This window comes from Streptococcus sp. Marseille-P6264 (genome assembly GCF_902460355.1).
Taxonomy (GTDB): Bacteria; Bacillota; Bacilli; order Lactobacillales; family Streptococcaceae; genus Streptococcus.
Genome location: NZ_CABPTO010000005.1, coordinates 1 through 18,418, shown reverse-complemented (window position 1 = coordinate 18,418; position 18,418 = coordinate 1). Strand labels below are relative to the sequence as shown.

Below are 18,418 nucleotides of genomic sequence, written 5' to 3'. Positions count from 1 at the left end.
TAAGTGTTTGTTTTGGTTAAACAGCATTTAAAGCGGTTTTTTGCTTTTTAGAGGAGAAGTACAAAGAAGTCTAGCACCTAAAGGAGCTGCTGCTAAAGATAGGATAATCTTTTTATTTCATGCCTCAGACGGAGGTTTTTTTACTTAATTTTGTTACAATAGAGATGTAAGGAAGGGAATAGCTATGTGGAAAGTTCAATTATTCATCTTTGTTGAAGCGATCCTATTATCAATGGCGCTGGTTACCATGCTGGCTGCCGATTTTTCGCGTGTTGTTCTCATCATGCTGCTATTTCTCTTGTTTTTATATTATTATTTCGGCAAGCAGAGAGGCAATTCGCTATTAGTTGCGACCATGATTGTCTTCTTTTTCATTGTCATGCTCAATCCTTATGTTATTGCCGCTGTCCTTTTCGCCTTGATTTACGGCATGATTGTGGCCTATCCTTATCTTTACAAAGAAAATCAAGAGACCCATCTTTTCTTTGAGGATGCGACCGAGGTTCGAGCTGAAAAAAATCGTTGGTTGGGAGATTTACAGCATTTCTCAAAGGATGACTGCCAGTTTCATGATATTAATCTCTTAAGAATGATGGGAAAGGATACCATTCATTTAGAGGATGTCATCGTGGTCAATCATGATAATGTGATTGTGATTCGTAAGGGCTTTGGGGATACCAAGATTGTCATTCCTTTAGATGTAGAAATCCAGCTTCAGATCAATACCCTATACGGAGACTTGAATTTTTTAAATCATCCGCCACGCAAGCTACGTAATGAAACGATTTCGTTGACGACGCCTGACTATAAGCGTGCCAGCAAAACTGTAAAAATTGTCTTGGTCAGCTTTTTAGGAAATGTGGAGGTTGTTAGAAAGTGAAAAAAACAAGTTATTTGGTCATTTTCCTCTATACTTTCTTTGTTTTAGGGATTATCTTTCATTACATTTTTAATCTTTTTAATTTAGAATGGCAAAAGCTTCTGAATAATCTGGAACTGCTCCAGTCCTTTGCCTTTTTTGTTCTGGTTTTGGGCTTAGCGCTGACTATTTTCTTGGCTGCTGCTGCGCACTTCCTTCAGCACCTGTCTCTTTCTCAAGTTCAAAAGAATTTAAAAGCTATTTTAGAAGGTAGGGGCATACAAGAAATCGGTCAGACAGAATTGGACGATTCTCTCCTCCGCTTAAAAGAAAAGTTAGATAGTCTAACCGAAAATTTGCAGAAATCTGAGAATCAGGCCTTGCAGGCGGAAGAGAAGATTATCGAAAAAGAACGCAGGCGGATTGCTCGCGACTTGCATGATACGGTCAGTCAGGAGTTATTTGCTGCTAATATGATTCTCTCAGGCGTTGCTGGGAATGTGGAGCGTCTGGATAAAGATAATCTCCAGCAGCAGTTAAAGGGAATCGCGGATATTCTAGATACAGCGCAAAAAGATTTGCGGATCTTGCTCTTACATTTACGTCCGACAGAGTTGGAAAATCGGACCTTGGTAGAGGGCATGAATGTATTAATCAAAGAATTGACAGATAAGTCGGACTTGACTGTCCAGTTTAAGCATGAGGTGGTCAGCCTACCCAAGCAGGTAGAGGAGCACATTTTTAGGATTATCCAAGAAATAATCAATAATACCTTGCGTCATGCTCAGGCCAGTCGTCTGGACATCTATCTATATCAGACGTCAAATAGGCTCAAGCTCAAGGTTTCTGATGACGGAATCGGCTTTGATCCAGCTAGTTTGGCTGACGTGAGTTATGGTTTGAAAAATATCGAAGATCGAGTGCATGATATGGCTGGGACTTTGAAGATTCTAACGGCTCCCAAAAAAGGAGTTTCTATCGAAATCAGAGTTCCATTGTTAGAAGGGGAAAAGGATGAGAATATTACTAGTGGATGATCATCAAATGGTCAGATTGGGCTTGAAAAGCTTTTTTGAATTACAGGACGATATTGAAGAGGTGACAGAGGCTACCAATGGTAGAGAAGGTGTCGAAAAGGCTCTGGAAAGCCGTCCAGATGTGATTATGATGGATATCGTTATGCCGGAGATGAGCGGCATTGATGCCACCTTGGCTATCTTGAAAGAATGGCCAGAGGCAAAGATTTTGATTTTGACCTCCTATCTGGACAATGAAAAAATCTATCCAGTGTTGGATGCTGGTGCCCGTGGCTATATGTTGAAGACTTCCAGTGCGGATGAAATTCTCCACGCCGTAAGAAAGGTTGCAAAGGGTGAATTTGCCATTGAAACAGAAGTCAGCAAGAAGGTCGAATACCATCGAAATCACATAGAGCTTTATGAGGATTTAACTGCGCGAGAGCGGGATATTTTGGGCCTTCTAGCCAAGGGATATGAAAACCAGAGGATTGCTGATGAGCTCTTTATTTCCTTGAAAACGGTCAAGACGCATGTGTCCAATATTTTGTCTAAGCTGGAAGTGAGCGATCGAACTCAAGCAGTCGTCTACGCTTTTCAGCATCACCTTGTTCCGCAAGACGATTTTTAATGATATAATAGAAAAGATTAAATTGAAAGAGGAAAATATGAAGGCAAAATTAAAATATAAGGCGAAAAAAATTAAGATTATTTTCTTTGATATCGACGATACCTTGCGGGTCAAGGAAACGGGCTTCATCCCAGAGTCGATCAAAGATGTATTTAAGCAGCTGAGAGAAAAGGGAATTCTGACAGGAATTGCTTCTGGTCGTGGCATTTTTGGAGTTGTTCCAGAAATTCGTGCCTTGGATCCTGATTTTTTTGTTACCTTGAATGGGGCTTATGTTGAAAATAGAAAGGGCGAAGTTATTGCGAAAACGGTCATTCCGCAAGAGTGCGTGGAATCCTATATTTCTTGGACCAAGGAAGTGGGCATTGAGTACGGTTTGGTAGGCAGTCACGAAGCGGCTTTGTCTGTTCGCAATCCGATGATTTCGTCAGCGATTGATATCATTTATCCAGATCTGGCTGTCAATCCTGATTTTTACCAAGATCATGAAATCTATCAAATGTGGACTTTTGAGGATGTAGGTGACAATTTGCAGTTGCCAGAAGATTTGGCCAAGTCTCTCCGTATGGTACGTTGGCATGAGCATTCATCGGATGTCGTACCGAAAGAAGGTTCAAAGGCAGCTGGCGTTGCCAAGGTCGTGGAGCACCTCGGTTTCAAACCAGAAAATGTTTTAGTTTTTGGCGACGGACTCAATGATTTAGAGTTGTTTGACTATGCAGGACTCAGCATTGCTATGGGAGTTTCCGATGAAGAGCTACAGAAAAAAGCTGATTTCGTCACAAAAAGGGTCGAAGAAGACGGCATTTTTGATGCTTTGGAGCAATTGGGCATGGTGGAGAAAGAATTGACCTTCCCACAGCTTCATCTTGACGAGCTTGCAGGACCAGTGGCAAAGATCAAGACAAACCATGGTGAGTTGAAGATTCAACTCTTTCCAGAGCAAGCGCCCAAAACAGTTGCAAACTTTATCGCCTTATCTAAGGATGGCTACTATGACGGAGTAATCTTCCATCGAGTTATCAAAGATTTTATGATTCAAGGTGGCGATCCGACAGGTACTGGCATGGGTGGAGAGTCCATCTACGGTGAACGCTTTGAAGACGAGTTTTCACCTGAACTTTATAATATCCGTGGCGCTCTGTCAATGGCGAATGCTGGTCCAAATACCAATGGCAGTCAGTTCTTTATTGTCCAAAATAGCAGTCTTCCTTATTCAACTAAGGAATTGACTCGGGGAGGATGGCCTGAGCCAATTGCTGAAATCTATGCTAGTAAGGGTGGGACCCCGCATTTGGACCGTCGACATACTGTGTTTGGCCAGTTAGTAGATGAGGCTTCTTATGAAGTTTTGGACAAAATCGCAGCAGTTGAGACAGCTTCAATGGATAAACCGCTTGAGGATGTTGTTATTGAGACGATTGAGGTTATAGACTAATGAAAATCGGAGATAAGTTAAAGGGTAAAATTACGGGAATTCAGCCCTACGGTGCCTTTGTTGAACTAGAAAGCGGTCTGATCGGGCTCATTCATATTTCTGAGATTCGGACGGGCTATATTGACAATATTCACGATATTTTAAAAATCGGGGATCAGGTTCTCGTCCAGGTGGTGGATTATGATGAGTTTTCTGGTAAGGCCAGCCTGTCAATGCGGACTTTAGAGGAAGAAAAGCATCGTTTACCGAGACGGCATCGCTTTTCAAATGATCGTTGTAAAATTGGATTTGCGCCCTTAGGTAAGCAATTGCCAATCTGGATAAAGGAAGCCAAGGCTTTTCTGAAAGAACAAAAAGAGTAAAAAATTCCTACCCAAACGGGTAGGAATTTTGTTAACTCTTTTCACGATTAAGCGTCAAATTCGTAGAGAGCGGTAGATAGGTAACGTTCACCATTATCAGGTGCTAGGGCAAGGACTTTCTTGCCAGCTCCTAGTTTTTTAGCGACTTCAATGGCTGCAAAAATAGCCGCAGCAGATGAAATTCCGACTAGGAAACCTTCCTGACCACCAATGTGGCGTCCTAACTCTAGCGCTTGATCAGAAGTCACGCGGACAATGCCATCGTAAGCTTCTGTATCCAAGGTCTCTGGAATGAATCCAGCTGAAAGTCCTTGGATTTTGTGAGGACCTGGTTTCTCACCAGAAAGGATAGCAGATTCGTCTGCTTCAACCGCATAGATTTGGACATTTGGATTCGCTTTTTTAAGAGCATGAGAGACACCAGAGATAGTCCCACCAGTTCCGACACCACCGACAAAAGCATCCAGTCCAGTTTCACCGAAAGCAGCGACAATTTCCGCTCCTGTTGTTCGTTCGTGAACTTCTGGATTGGCTGGGTTGTTAAATTGTAGCGGCAACCAGCCTTTGCGCTCTTGAGCAATTTCTTCTGCCTTGGCGATAGCGCCCTTCATTCCTTCGCTACCTGGAGTCAAAACTAGCTCTGCTCCATAGGCTTGAATAATCTTGCGGCGCTCCACACTCATGGTTTCTGGCATCACAATGACAACCTTGTAGCCTTTGGCTGCTCCAACCCATGAAAGGCCAATACCAGTATTTCCGCTGGTTGCTTCAACGATGGTATCGCCGGGCTTGATAAGGCCATCGCGTTCAGCGGCTTCAATCATGCTGAGAGCAATCCGGTCTTTGACAGAAGAACCAGGGTTGAAGGCTTCTAACTTGACATAAACCTCAGCTGCTCCTTCAGGAACGATATTATTTAGTTTAACAATTGGCGTTCTTCCAACTAATTCTGTGATATTTTGATAAATGTTTGCCATTTTTTCTACCTCAATACTTTAATGAGACTAGTATAAGCTGAAAGTGGCACTTTGTAAAATATAAAAAAGCTATGACCACGATAAAAATTCTTTATCACTAGGCCTAGCTGTTAAGATTATTCAACTGTTAAAGGAATTTCAACCTCGCGCAAACCTTGATCATCAATTTGGATTTTGCCATTGAAAAACTCGATTAATTTCTGCTCTAGCGGTTCTTTTTCCTGCTTGTCGATATAAATGGTTGTGGCAACTAGATCTGTGAATTCTGTGTCGAATTCGATCAGATCCTCAGCTTTTAAAAAGTTATCGAAGTTTTGGTACTGGCTGTAAGACATTTTAAGGCGCAAGCCCGCCTGTTCCTTGATTTCGATCAGACCTATTTCTTTGATTGCCAAAGCGACGCTGCCTGCATAAGCCCGAATGAGTCCACCAGCTCCTAGTTTGATCCCGCCAAAATAGCGCGTGACCACAAAGCAGACATTGGTCAGTTGGTGATTCTCCATGACACCGAGCATAGGAACGCCCGCTGTACCGCTGGGCTCACCGTCATCACTGGTTCGTTTGATCTCACTTTTTTCTCCGACAATAAAAGCAGAGCAATTATGAGTGGCTTTATAATGCTCTTTTTTGATGGCTGCAATAAAATCTCTAGCTTCCTCTTCTGAGTAAACGCGCTTGGCATGGCAAATGAAACGGGATTTTTTAATTTCTTCTTGGGCTTGGCCGTCTTGTCTAATTGTTCTATATTCCATAGTTTTATTGTATACAAAAAAATAGATTTTTCCAAAAGTTTTACGAATAAAAAAGTATGTTAGAAAGAAATGATTGCCTAGGTAGAATATTTACAGAAGATCAGCTCAGTCCTGAACTGCGTATGCAGGCTCAGCTGATACCCAGTATGCGAGAGGAAAGGAGAAAGTTATTTTGCGGCCGCTGTGGCACTCAAGTGGACAAAGAGCATCATCAGCTGCCAGTTAATGCCTACTATTGTAGGGAGTGCTTGATTTTGGGGCGAGTTCGGAGTGACCAGCAGCTCTATTATTTTCCGCAGGAAGACTTTCCAGAAAATCAGGTACTCAAGTGGCGGGGACAATTGACAGCCTTTCAAGCGAAAGTTTCTCAGGGACTCTTAGACTCAGTTGCTAAAAAGCAGAATAGCCTAGTCCATGCAGTGACTGGGGCGGGCAAAACGGAGATGATTTATCAGGTGATTGCAGAAGTGATTGATCATGGAGGTGCCGTTTGTCTAGCCAGCCCTCGGATTGATGTCTGTTTGGAGCTTTATCGCCGGCTCAAGATGGATTTTGCTTGCCCCATTTCACTTTTGCATGGCGAATCTGAGCCCTATTTTCGCAGTCCCTTGGTCATTGCTACTACCCATCAGCTCCTCAAATTTTATCGAGCCTTTGATTTGCTGATCGTGGACGAGGTAGATGCTTTTCCTTATGTGGACAATCCTGTGCTCTACCATGCCGTGGAGCAGTCAGTCAAGGAGGAGGGAACGACGATTTTCTTAACTGCCACTTCGACGGATGAGCTGGATAAAAAAGTCCAAAAAGGAGAATTAAAACGACTTAGTCTTCCTCGGCGCTTCCATGGCAATCCTTTGATTGTGCCCCAAAAAGTTTGGCTGGCAGATTTTCAAAAGTATCTAGCGAAAAAGAAAGTGCCGCCTAAACTGAAAAAATATATCGAGAGACAGAGAAAAACAGGCTTTCCTTTGCTGATCTTTGCCTCGGAAATTAAAAGAGGTCAGGAATTTGCGCAAATTTTAGAGGAGAATTTTCCAGCGGAAAGAGTCGGTTTTGTAGCTTCAACAACTGAAAATCGTTTAGAAATCGTTGAAGAGTTTCGCAAGCGAGAAATTACCATTTTGGTCACAACTACCATCTTAGAGCGTGGTGTGACCTTTCCCTGTGTAGATGTCTTTGTTCTGGAAGCCAACCATCGTCTCTTTAGCCGTAGTGCCTTGGTGCAGATTTCTGGTCGGGTGGGACGTAGTATGGATAGACCGACGGGAGATTTATTCTTCTTTCACGACGGCACTACACGTTCAATCGAAAAAGCGATTCGTGAAATCAAACTGATGAACAAGGAGGCTGGCCTATGAGAAATTGCCTGTTATGCTGCCAGGCAGTAGAAGAAAATAGGACTTTTTCTTCCTTGATTTTATTACAAAAAGAGCAAAATACAATTTGTAACCATTGTCGAGCAGGATTTGAAGCGATTTCCTCTATCCATTGCCCGCGCTGCTGGAAGGATGGGGAAGAGGAAGTTTGCTCGGATTGTCAAACCTGGGAAGCGCAAGGCTATGTAGTTCAGCATCAGGCCTGTTTTCTTTATAATGACTTGATGAAGGATTTCTTTAGCAAATACAAATTTCAAGGGGATTATCTTCTGAGATTTGTGTTTGCGGAAGTTCTTAAAAAAAGTCTCAGAAACTTCAAACAATATACTCTGGTTCCTATTCCGGTCAGCTCTGAAAAATACCAAAGTCGAGGTTTTAATCAGGTAGAAGGCTTCCTGCAAGCTGCTGGTTTGCCTTATCAACATTTGCTTGAAAAGCAGGATGTGCTTGCCCAATCCAGTAAAAATCGCGAGGAACGTTTAAAAAGCCAGCAATGTTTTACATTGGCAAAAGATGTCTTACTGCCAGAAAAAATTCTACTGATAGACGATGTGTATACGACTGGAAAAACCTTACAATTGGCTCGAGAATTATTGCTGGAAGCAGGTGTGAAAGAAGTTTTGACATTTTCACTCGCAAGATAAGAAAATATTTGCAAAAAAGAAATGAAAGCGTTATAATGATATTGTAAATAAAACATTTATGTTTAGAAAGAAGGTACTTATATGCTTAAATATAGTATCCGTGGTGAAAACCTAGAAGTAACTGATGCTCTCCGTGACTACGTAGTTTCTAAACTTGAGAAGATTGAGAAGTATTTCCAAGCAGAGCAAGAACTTGATGCACGGGTAAATCTGAAAGTGTACCGGGAAAAGACGGCGAAAGTCGAAGTAACGATTCCCCTTGGTTCTATTACCCTTCGGGCAGAAGATGTTTCGCAAGATATGTACGGATCTATCGACCTAGTTATCGATAAAATTGAACGTCAGATTCGTAAGAATAAGACAAAGATTGAAAAGAAAAATCGGAACAAGGTTGCAACTAGCCAGTTGTTCACTGATGCTCTAGTAGAAGAAGCTGATGCAGCATCTTCTAAAGTAGTACGTTCTAAGCAAATTGACTTGAAACCAATGGATCTAGATGAAGCTATTTTGCAAATGGATTTGTTGGGACATGACTTCTTCATCTACACAGATGTTGAAGATAATACAACGAATGTTATCTATCGTCGTGAAGATGGAGATATCGGCTTGTTAGAAGTAAAATAATGTAAAAGAGCTGTCCAATTTGGATGGCTTTTTGTTGTAGGGAAAGCTCTCGCTCATTCTACTTCAAAGAATGTTTACAAATAAAGAAATTCTATTTCGTTTTTATAGCTGTCCTATGGTATAATAAAGGGATAAATGTTAGGTGGTAGGTATGGCTAAATTAATTCCTGGTAAAATTCGAACGGAAGGAATTGCCCTCTGTGACAGCAAAAAAGTTGAAATTCTTGAAGTTAGGGATTCCTTTTTATACACGCGCGTGGATCAGTACAATCTACGTTATAGTCTAGATGATGAGGCGGTTTTCTGTTCCTGTGATTTTTTTCAAAAGAAGAAGTACTGTGCCCATCTGGCTGCTTTGGAATATTTTTTGAAAAATGATCCGGCGGGTAAAGACCTGCTAGCAAAAATGACAGAAAAGGAGTCTTCCAGTCAGGAAGCCCAGAAGTTGGTTTCTTTTGGTAGCCTTTTTTTGGATAAGATTTTGCTAGATAAATCCAGTCAACAAATCCGCTATGAGCTATTGGCGACCGGCCAAGAAGATACTTACACAGGACAATTCTTATGGAGTCTGCGGGTCCGTCGACTGCCAGATGAGCGTTCTTATGTGGTGCGTGATATTTTGTCCTTTTTGAGAACCTTGGGCAAGGGTGGGCATTATCAAATCGGTAAGAACTACTATGAGCCTATTCGAATGGAGAATTTTGATGAAGCTAGTCAAGACCTACTAGAATTTTTACGAGGATTGGTGACGGATTATAAGGGGCAGGACTCTTCGTTGGTCTTTCCCAATGCTGGGCGGCACCTCTATTTTCCAGCTAGTCTTTTTGAGGAAGGCGTGACTCGCTTGATGAATCTCGCTTCCTTTCGTTTGGAATATAGCTTTTATGATTATGCTGAGGTCTTTTTCCAAGACTTGCATGAAGAGGCGGAGATTTATCAGTTTGAAGTGCAAGAGCAGGAAAACCATTTTGAGTTGCTGATATCTGAAAAGAATTATAAGATGCTCTATGGGGGGCAATTTATCTTTCATAATCAGACCTTCTATCAATTGACAGCTTGGCAGACCAAATTAATTAAGGCTTTACAAGAATTGCCGATAGAGCAGGAGCGCGTTAAGCGCCTGCAATTTGATGTATCTGAGCAGTCCAAACTAGCAGTGAATCTGCTTGAATTCAAAAAAATTGGCCGTGTGACAGCGCCTGAGCGCCTGCTCATTCATGACTTTACCGTGGATTTCAATTTTAATTTGGGAGCGGACAAGCAAGTATTGCTGGATATTGTCTTTGATTATGGCAGTCAGACCGTAACCAGCCGAGAAGAGCTGAGAAACCTACCTTTTGCCAGCAATTTTGAGCGAGAACAGCAAGTTTTTAAAGCAATGCTGGAAGCAGGTTTTGCAGATGAGTTTACTAGCCAGCGTGCGCCGTTACGGCCTGAAGAAATTTACCGTTTCTTCTCTGTCTTGATTCCACGCTTTGGAGCATTGGGCAATGTCTACTTATCAGATGAGCTGCAGAGTCTATCACAAACAGCACCTCCGAAAGTTTCCATCAGTATGAATGGTGGGCTCTTGGATATCGGCTTTGACTTTACTGGTATCGATCAGTCTGAGGTAGATGATGTCCTAGATTCGCTGATGAGCCAAAGGGATTACTTTATCAGCAAGACGGGTCAGGTTGTGATTTTTGATGAGAATAGTAAGCGAATCAGCCAGACTTTGCAACAATTGCGAAGCAAACATTCTAAAAATGGGATCATCCAAACGCATAGCTTGGCTGCTTATCAACTCTCTGAATTGTTCAAAGATCAGGAAAGAGTTAACTTGTCGCAGGATTTTCGCCAGCTGGCTTATGATTTAACCCACCCTGAGGATTTTCCTCTTCCTAAGCTGAATGTTCAGGCAGAGCTTCGAGATTATCAAGAAACGGGTGTAAAATGGCTATCCATGCTGAATAAATATGGATTTGGCGGTATTCTAGCCGATGACATGGGCTTGGGAAAGACTCTTCAGACCATTTCTTTCTTGACTGCTCATTTGACCAAGTCTAAGAAAGTTTTGATTTTGGCGCCATCCAGCCTGATTTACAACTGGAGTGATGAGTTTGCCAAATTTGCTCCAGACTTGGATGTAGCCGTTGTGTATGGACTGAAAAATGTCCGAGATGCTGTGATTGCAGAAGATCATCAGATTACCATTACCAGTTATGCTTCTTTCAGACAAGATGTTAAGGAGTATCAGGGGCTTCATTTTGATTATTTGATATTGGACGAAGCACAGGTCATGAAAAATGACCAGAGCAAGATTGCTCAATATCTGAGGGCTTTTGAGGTGGAGCGGACTTATGCCTTGTCTGGGACGCCGATTGAAAATCATCTAGGTGAACTTTGGTCTATTTTCCAGATCGTCCTTCCGGGCTTATTACCGAGCAAGAAAGCTTTTTTGAAGATGTCGGCAGAAACAGTTGCACGTTATATCAAACCCTTTGTTATGAGGCGCAAAAAAGAAGAAGTCTTGCAGGAACTTCCTGATTTGATTGAGGTTTCTTACCGAAATGAACTCGCAGACAGCCAGAAAACGATTTATCTAGCCCTGCTCAAGCAAATGCAGGAGCGAATCCTTCATGCAACGGAGGAAGAAATCAATCGTAGCAAAATTGAAATCTTGTCTGGTCTTATGCGACTCCGTCAAATTTGTGACACTCCCAAGTTATTCATGGAGGATTACAATGGAGAAAGTGGCAAGCTGGAAAGTTTGCGGGAGCTGTTAGAGCAGATCCAAGACGGTGATCATCGTGTTCTGATATTTTCGCAATTCCGTGGCATGCTGGATATTATTGAGCAAGAACTGAGTCAGATGGGAATGGAGTCCTTCAAAATCACAGGCTCAACTCCAGCAAAAGAACGCCAGGAGATGACCAAAGCCTTTAATCAAGGAGAAAGATCAGCCTTCCTGATTTCTCTTAAAGCTGGCGGTGTCGGTCTCAATCTAACTGGTGCAAATACTGTTATTTTAGTGGATCTTTGGTGGAATCCTGCAGTAGAAGCCCAAGCTATTGGTCGGGCTCATCGTATCGGGCAGGAACGGAATGTAAAAGTTTATCGTATGATTACACGGGGGACTATAGAAGAAAAAATTCAGGAATTACAGGAGACTAAACGAAATCTGGTTTCAACGATTCTGGACGGGGCAGAGTCTCGCTCCAGTCTTTCGATGGAAGAAATTCGAGAAATTCTCGGAATTTCACCAGAATCGCTTGAAAAAAAGTTTGAATAGTTTATAATAATGAAGAGTTGAAAGGATATGCTATGACAAATACCAAATTTCCTATAATCGCTGATGACGAAATCATGTTGACAGAAATGCCGCACATGAATTTGTACGATGAGTTGGATCTGATTAGCAACATTAAAGGTGACTACCAAGACCGTAATTATTTAGAATGGATGCCGATTGCTAAGCCAGAAAATCCTGCTCATGCTGCTTCTAGTCAAAATGTAAATAAAGCTAGAAAGAAGCAAGCTCCAGTTACGGACTTTAAAAAGCCGATTGATAAGAAAGATCCAGCTATTCGCTATGCTGAGCAAGCACGAGAGGAAGCTCGGGCTGATCTGAGGAAAAAACGTTCGGCTGCTTATTTGACGAGCAAGCTCCCGAATAAGGTTCGTAGTCGGAAAGTGGCACCTTCTTTTGAGGGAAATCCAGTTAAACCAACGGCCCCTTTCCAAAAGGAAAATTCAGGTGAGCTAACGAAGTTTAGTAACAAGCTCAAGCAAGATAGCTACATACTAGCGGATATTCAGCCTCAAGCTATTGTAGAAGCGCCAGCTAATCAAGAAAAAAAGAAAAAGAATAACTACGATTTTCTCAAAACCAGCCAAGTCTATAACAAAGGCAATAAGCGAGAAAAACACAATAAGCATAAAAAAGCACAGGAATTGGACATCACCAAGTTGAGTTCAGATGCCCAAGGGCAATAAGGCTTCAGTTGTTTAAGATTTAAGGAGTAATCATGACGAAAACCTATCATTTTATCGGAATTAAGGGCTCAGGTATGAGCGCTTTGGCTTTGATGTTGCATCAGATGGGCCATAAGGTTCAGGGAAGCGATGTTGATAAATATTATTTCACTCAGCGTGGTCTAGAGCAGGCTGGTATTCCCATTTTGCCTTTCGATGAGAAAAATCTCCAGTCAGATTTTGAAATTATTGCCGGTAATGCCTTCCGACCAGATAACAATGTGGAAATTGCCTATGCAGATGCCAATGGTATCAGTTACAAACGCTACCATGAATTTTTGGGTAGCTTTATGCGTGACTTTGTTAGCTTAGGAGTGGCTGGTGCCCACGGGAAAACTTCTACAACGGGTATTCTTTCTCATGTTCTGTCTAATATCACAGATACTAGCTATCTAATTGGGGATGGTACAGGCCGCGGTTCTGCTAATGCCAAGTATTTTGTCTTTGAATCAGACGAGTACGAGCGTCATTTTATGCCTTATCATCCGGAATATTCGATTATCACCAATATTGACTTTGACCATCCAGATTATTTCACAAGCTTGGAAGATGTCTTTAATGCTTTCAATGATTATGCTAAGCAGATTACTAAAGGGCTCTTCGTTTATGGAGAAGACGAGCAACTACGCCGCATTACTTCAAATGCACCGATTTATTACTATGGCTTCAAGGAAGAAGGCAATGACTTTGTCGCTCACGATCTCTTGCGCTCTACAAGTGGTTCAGGCTTTAAAGTTTCCTTCCGCGGGCAAGAGCTGGGTGAGTTCCAGATTCCAAGCTTTGGCCGTCACAACATTATGAATGCGACAGCGGTCATCGGTCTCCTCTACATTGCAGGCATTGATTTGAATCTAGTAAGGGAACATCTCAAGACCTTTGGTGGAGTTAAGCGCCGCTTTACTGAAAAGATTGTTAACGACACAGTTATCATTGATGACTTTGCCCATCATCCAACGGAAATTATCGCGACTTTGGATGCAGCTCGTCAGAAGTATCCAAGCAAGGAAATTGTGGCCATCTTCCAGCCACACACCTTCACTCGGACTATTGCTCTCTTGGACGAATTTGCGGGAGCCCTCAATCAGGCTGACTCAGTCTATTTGGCTCAGATTTACGGATCTGCGCGTGAGGTGGACAAAGGCGATGTTAAGGTCGAAGATTTGGCTGAAAAGATTGTGAAACGGGCCAAGGTTATTGATGTGGACAATGTTTCTCCGCTTCTTGACCACGATAATGCCGTTTATGTCTTTATGGGAGCTGGGGACATCCAGACCTATGAATATTCCTTTGAACGTCTCTTGTCCAATCTGACCAGCAACGTTCAGTAGGAGGCGACTGGATGGAAGCGCCAATTCGAATTAGACAGGCTGAATTGAGCGACTGGGAAGAAATTCTTGCAATCGAGCAGCTGAATTCTCCAGCAGCAGAAGCAGTCGGTGCAGAAGTTATCAAAGAGCGGATTGAACGCATCTCGGATACTTTTTTGCTGGCAGAGCTGCATGGTCAGCTGGTGGGCTATATTGTTGGGCCGGCTGTTCCAGCTCGATATCTGAAGGATGACCTTTTCAGCAAAGTGAGTGCCAATCCTCCAGAAGGTGGCTTCATTGTCGTCCAAAGTCTGTCCGTCCATTCTGATTTTCAGAGGCAGGGGGTCGGAACTTTGTTGCTTGCAGCTCTCAAGGAGACAGCTGTTCAGGAACATCGGCAGGGCATTAGCCTTACCTGTCATGATGAGCTGATACCTTATTTTGAGATGAATGGTTTCGTCCATGAAGGGATTTCTGACTCAACTCACGGTGGGACTATCTGGTCAAATATGGTATGGCAAAATCCTAATTTTAAGGAGAAGTGATGATTATTCGTCAAGCTCAAATGGCTGACTTAGATGCCATTTATGCGATCGAATTGGAAAATTTCAGTCCAGAAGAGGCTATTAGTCGTGAAATATTGGCAAAACACATTGAAACGATTCCTTCAACTTTTTTGGTCGCAGAAAAAAATGGCAAGATTTTGGGCTATTTAGAAGGTCCTGTCCGACCAGAACGTTATTTAAAAGATATTTCCTTTACGGAGGACATTGAAGATTATAGCTATCTGGCTGGCGGATTTATCTCTGTGACTAGTCTATCTATTTCTAAAGAAGCACAGGGCTTGGGTGTAGGAAAAGCCTTGTTGAAAGTTATGAAGGAAATTGTGATTGCTGATGAACGCCACGGCATCAATCTCACTTGCCATGATTATTTGATAGCCTATTATGAGAAGCATGGCTTCGTCAATGAAGGACCTTCGTCCTCAACTTATGCAGATGAAGTATGGTTTGATATGGTTTGGGAAAATCCCCAGATATAATTTTCATGAATAATATAGTTTTGAAAGTCGGATATGATTGCATTTATCTGACTTTTAAGATATAATGTTAGGGATTATGAAGAAGGAGATCAAGTTTTTGACTGAAAATTCACAGGATAACGAAAAAACGCTGAGTTTTAAAGAGAAGATTTTGAATGAGTTGGCAGCAGCCAATGGTACCCAAAATCACTCAGTTCAGGAAGAAGCGCAGCCTCTTTTAGGTAAAGAAATGGAATTGGCGGAGAGCTTGGAATCTCTCGTTTCTGCTGTTGAAAAATCTCATGAGGTTCTAGAGAAGGATACTTCAGTAGAGGAAGAACCTAGTAAGATCAAAGTAGAAGAGCCAATGGGACAAAGCGATCCTACCGTTCATACTCAGGCAGATGTGCTAGAAAATATAGTCCGTAATTCTACGATTTCGGAAGTTCCATCAAATGTTGATGGGCCAGGGCAAGCTGATGTTGCTAAGAAGGAAAGTATAGAATCTGGAGAGGTTCAAACTTCTGTGCCTCATTCGGAAGCTTATCAAGAAAAGGTAGCGCCTGTTGCAGATGAGATAAAAGAAACAGTGTTACCTGATTCAAACACTACAGATGAAAGAGAAGCTAAAAAAGACTTTTCTACTGCAGAACCAACGCTAAGTCGTAGAGACGTTGCTCATGGAAAGAAACGTTCACGTGCAGATCGTACCAATAGTAGTAAAAAGAAAAAACGTAAAAACGGCCTAGCCAATCGAATCGTGATGACAGTCTTGGTGCTTTTCCTATTGGGCCTTGGTATTACTGGTTTTGTAGGATACAATTATGTCTCTTCAGCGCTGAAACCGGTAGATGCCAAATCAACAGAGTATGTGACAGTGGAAATTCCTGCCGGTTCTAGCACCAAACAAATCGGAGAGATTTTAGAAAAGAAAGGCCTGATTAAGAACGCTCAAGTCTTTAATCTTTATTCAAAAATCAGAAGTTATGGTAATTTCCAATCTGGTTACTATAATCTTCAAAAGAGTATGGACTTAGACACGATTGCTAAGCAATTACAAGAAGGTGGGACAGATACACCACAGCCTCCAGTTCTTGGCAAGATAACAATTCCTGAAGGATACACCTTAGAGCAAATTGCCGAAGCAACTACTGTCAATGCTGCAAAAACTGCGAACAAGAATACTAAAACACCATTTAGCAAGGAAGATTTTCTAAATAAAGCTCAAGATGAAGATTTTATTGCAAAAATGGCAGCTAAATATCCGCAGCTTCTAGCAACTTTGCCGAGCAAGGATAGTGGTGTTAAATATCGTCTTGAAGGTTATCTTTTCCCAGCTACTTATGATTATGGAAAAGAAACCACGGTTGAAGAACTGATTGACCAAATGTTGGCTGCTATGAATACCAATCTATCGCAGTATTACCCAACAATTGAGTCTAAGAATCTGACGGTTAATGATGTTTTAACACTCGCCTCTTTAGTTGAAAAAGAGGGATCAACTGATCAGGATCGCAAAGATATTGCGAGCGTCTTTTATAATCGTTTGAACCAAGCTATGCCACTTCAGAGCAATATTGCGCTTCTTTATGCTCAAGGAAAACTTGGTCAAAAGACAACTCTTAAAGAAGATGCTGAAATTGATACAAATCTTGACTCGCCTTATAATGTGTACAAGAAGCAAGGTTTGATGCCCGGTCCAGTAGATAGTCCAAGCCTGTCTGCTATCGAAGCTACTATTAATCCAAGTAAGACAGAGTACTTGTATTTTGTAGCAAACGTGGAGACAGGGGCTGTATATTTTGCAAATACCTACGAAGAACACGCTAAGAATGTGGAAGAACACGTTAATAGCAAATTAAACCAATCAGGTGAAAGTTCTAACTAAATTATGTGGTTTTCCACATAATTTTGTTTTATCAAAAAATAGAAAGAAGAGAGAAAATAAAGTAATGGCTGAAAAAACTTATCCTATGACCCTTGTAGAAAAGGAAAAATTAGAACAAGAATTAGAAGAATTGAAATTGGTTCGACGTCCAGAAGTAGTAGAACGTATTAAAATTGCTCGTTCTTACGGAGATTTATCAGAAAATAGTGAATATGAAGCAGCAAAGGATGAGCAGGCTTTCGTTGAAGGACAAATTTCAAGTCTGGAGACTAAAATTCGCTATGCTGTGATTGTTGATAGCGATTCAGTTGCTAAAGATGAAGTTGCCATCGGTAAAACTGTTACTATTCAAGAAGTCGGTGAAACTGAAGAAGAAGTATACATTATCGTTGGTTCAGCTGGCGCGGATGCCTTTGCTGGAAAAGTTTCAAATGAAAGCCCAATTGGTCAAGCATTGATTGGTAAGAAGACCGGTGATATTGCAACAGTAGAAACACCAGTTGGCAGTTATGACGTCAAAATCCTAAAAGTTGAAAAAACAGTCTAAGAAAGGTCGAGCACGCTCGGCTTTTTCTTTATCAATTTATGCTATAATATAGAACAAGCAAAGGAGATTGTATACTGATGGTTTTATCAAAAAAACGAGCACGCCATGTCATCGAGGAGATCATTGCCCTATTTCCTGATGCCAAACCGAGTTTAGATTTTAGAAATCACTTTGAGCTACTCGTGGCAGTCATGTTATCCGCTCAAACGACAGATGCTGCAGTTAATAAAGCTACACCGAATTTATTTTTAGCTTATCCTACTCCAGAAGCTATGGCAGCAGCATCCGAGGCAGATATTGCCAAGCACATTTCGCGTTTAGGACTTTATCGAAATAAGGCCAAATTTCTGAAAAAATGTGCCCAGCAACTCTTGGACGATTTCAATGGTCAAGTGCCTCAGACTCGGGAAGAATTAGAAAGTTTAGCTGGGGTGGGGCGTAAGACAGCTAACGTGGTCATGAGTGTAGGGTTTGGTATTCCAGCTTTTGCCGTTGATACGCATGTTGAACGCATTTGTAAACACCACGATATTGTCAAAAAGTCAGCAACTCCTTTAGAAGTTGAAAAACGTGTTATGGATGTTCTTCCACCTGAACGCTGGCTAGCTGCCCATCAGGCTATGATCTACTTTGGTCGGGCTATTTGCCACCCCAAAGATCCAGAGTGCGAACACTATCCTCAACTTTACAATTTTGATCATGTTTAAGATAGAGTCTTAAGATACAAATTTTTACTAGGCGACGAACGTTTTAAGGGACGTAAAAGACTGTTGCGCGACTTGGAGGCATACTTATCAGATTTTTCTGAGATAATTATCTAAGAACAGAGTAAAAGGGAGAGTTAATCTTTCCCTTTTAGTTGTTGATTTATCAATGATTTTGTAGGTGGTGGGAAATAAAATTGTAAGAAAGATAAAAAAGTTTAAAAAAAGTGTTGACAAGGGGATGGATAGGTGATA

The 18,418-nt window shown here is 41.7% G+C and carries 18 protein-coding genes; 16 read left to right on the top strand and 2 right to left on the bottom strand.

The genetic code is table 11. The annotated features are described in order from the left end of the window. The first annotated feature begins 184 nt into the window (after positions 1–184). The 5 genes from liaF to FZ941_RS07160 are packed head-to-tail and all read left to right on the top strand — an operon-like array spanning position 185 to position 4,306. Positions 185–880, top strand: coding sequence for a cell wall-active antibiotics response protein LiaF (liaF, locus tag FZ941_RS07180; RefSeq protein ID WP_045500900.1), 696 nt, complete (start codon positions 185–187; stop codon positions 878–880). After that, positions 877–1,896 (top strand): sensor histidine kinase, encoded by a 1,020-nt coding sequence (locus tag FZ941_RS07175; RefSeq protein WP_148887373.1) that lies wholly within the window; start codon positions 877–879, stop codon positions 1,894–1,896. Before liaF ends, FZ941_RS07175 begins: the two co-directional genes overlap by 4 nt. Continuing rightward, on the top strand, positions 1,874–2,506 hold the full coding sequence (locus FZ941_RS07170) for a response regulator transcription factor (protein WP_061910469.1): 633 nt from the start codon (positions 1,874–1,876) through the stop codon (positions 2,504–2,506). Before FZ941_RS07175 ends, FZ941_RS07170 begins: the two co-directional genes overlap by 23 nt. A 37-nt stretch (positions 2,507–2,543) precedes the next feature. Beyond that, positions 2,544–3,944 (top strand): bifunctional Cof-type HAD-IIB family hydrolase/peptidylprolyl isomerase, encoded by a 1,401-nt coding sequence (locus tag FZ941_RS07165; RefSeq protein ID WP_148887372.1) that lies wholly within the window; start codon positions 2,544–2,546, stop codon positions 3,942–3,944. Beyond that, positions 3,944–4,306 (top strand): S1 RNA-binding domain-containing protein, encoded by a 363-nt coding sequence (locus FZ941_RS07160; protein ID WP_061910473.1) that lies wholly within the window; start codon positions 3,944–3,946, stop codon positions 4,304–4,306. Before FZ941_RS07165 ends, FZ941_RS07160 begins: the two co-directional genes overlap by 1 nt. 47 nt (positions 4,307–4,353) lie before the next feature. On the opposite strand, the gene cysK is transcribed toward FZ941_RS07160, so the two are convergent. Then, on the bottom strand, positions 4,354–5,283 hold the full coding sequence (gene cysK, locus FZ941_RS07155) for a cysteine synthase A (RefSeq protein WP_125383380.1): 930 nt from the start codon (positions 5,281–5,283) through the stop codon (positions 4,354–4,356). A 116-nt stretch (positions 5,284–5,399) separates the two neighbouring features. Next, the gene (locus FZ941_RS07150; protein ID WP_125383382.1) at positions 5,400–6,035 is read right to left on the bottom strand and encodes a YigZ family protein; all 636 of its coding nucleotides are present in this window, start codon (positions 6,033–6,035) and stop codon (positions 5,400–5,402) included. A 56-nt stretch (positions 6,036–6,091) separates the two neighbouring features. On the opposite strand from FZ941_RS07150, the gene FZ941_RS07145 reads away from it, so the two are divergent. From FZ941_RS07145 to nth, 11 genes are all read left to right on the top strand, one after another. Then, positions 6,092–7,393, top strand: coding sequence for a DEAD/DEAH box helicase (locus FZ941_RS07145; protein ID WP_148887371.1), 1,302 nt, complete (start codon positions 6,092–6,094; stop codon positions 7,391–7,393). After that, on the top strand, positions 7,390–8,055 hold the full coding sequence (locus FZ941_RS07140) for a ComF family protein (protein WP_148887370.1): 666 nt from the start codon (positions 7,390–7,392) through the stop codon (positions 8,053–8,055). Before FZ941_RS07145 ends, FZ941_RS07140 begins: the two co-directional genes overlap by 4 nt. Positions 8,056–8,136: 81 nt before the next feature. After that, on the top strand, positions 8,137–8,679 hold the full coding sequence (gene hpf, locus FZ941_RS07135) for a ribosome hibernation-promoting factor, HPF/YfiA family (protein WP_148887369.1): 543 nt from the start codon (positions 8,137–8,139) through the stop codon (positions 8,677–8,679). Positions 8,680–8,830: 151 nt separating this feature from the next. Next, entirely contained in the window at positions 8,831–11,953 is a 3,123-nt protein-coding gene (locus FZ941_RS07130; protein ID WP_148887368.1) for a DEAD/DEAH box helicase, read from the top strand. 32 nt (positions 11,954–11,985) lie between these two features. Further along, a complete protein-coding gene (locus tag FZ941_RS07125; protein ID WP_148887367.1) occupies positions 11,986–12,657 on the top strand; it encodes a cystathionine gamma-synthase in 672 nt (223 codons plus the stop codon). Between the two features lie 32 nt (positions 12,658–12,689). Beyond that, entirely contained in the window at positions 12,690–14,024 is a 1,335-nt protein-coding gene (gene murC, locus FZ941_RS07120) for a UDP-N-acetylmuramate--L-alanine ligase (RefSeq protein WP_148887366.1), read from the top strand. Between the two features lie 11 nt (positions 14,025–14,035). After that, positions 14,036–14,548 (top strand): GNAT family N-acetyltransferase, encoded by a 513-nt coding sequence (locus tag FZ941_RS07115; protein ID WP_148887365.1) that lies wholly within the window; start codon positions 14,036–14,038, stop codon positions 14,546–14,548. Beyond that, positions 14,548–15,045: a GNAT family N-acetyltransferase gene (locus FZ941_RS07110; protein WP_148887364.1), complete on the top strand. Its 498-nt coding sequence runs from the start codon at positions 14,548–14,550 to the stop codon at positions 15,043–15,045. The genes FZ941_RS07115 and FZ941_RS07110 overlap by 1 nt, the downstream gene beginning before the upstream one ends. 97 nt (positions 15,046–15,142) lie before the next feature. Next, positions 15,143–16,912, top strand: a complete 1,770-nt coding sequence (gene mltG / locus FZ941_RS07105; RefSeq protein ID WP_148887363.1) for an endolytic transglycosylase MltG — start codon at positions 15,143–15,145, stop codon at positions 16,910–16,912. A 64-nt stretch (positions 16,913–16,976) separates the two neighbouring features. Then, complete coding sequence (greA, locus tag FZ941_RS07100; protein WP_005592281.1) at positions 16,977–17,459, top strand: transcription elongation factor GreA; 483 nt, start codon at positions 16,977–16,979, stop codon at positions 17,457–17,459. A gap of 77 nt (positions 17,460–17,536) precedes the next feature. Continuing rightward, positions 17,537–18,166 carry an endonuclease III gene (gene nth / locus FZ941_RS07095; RefSeq protein WP_148887362.1) on the top strand — a complete coding sequence of 210 codons (630 nt, stop codon included), beginning with the start codon at positions 17,537–17,539 and terminating at the stop codon, positions 18,164–18,166. Positions 18,167–18,418 lie beyond the last annotated feature (252 nt).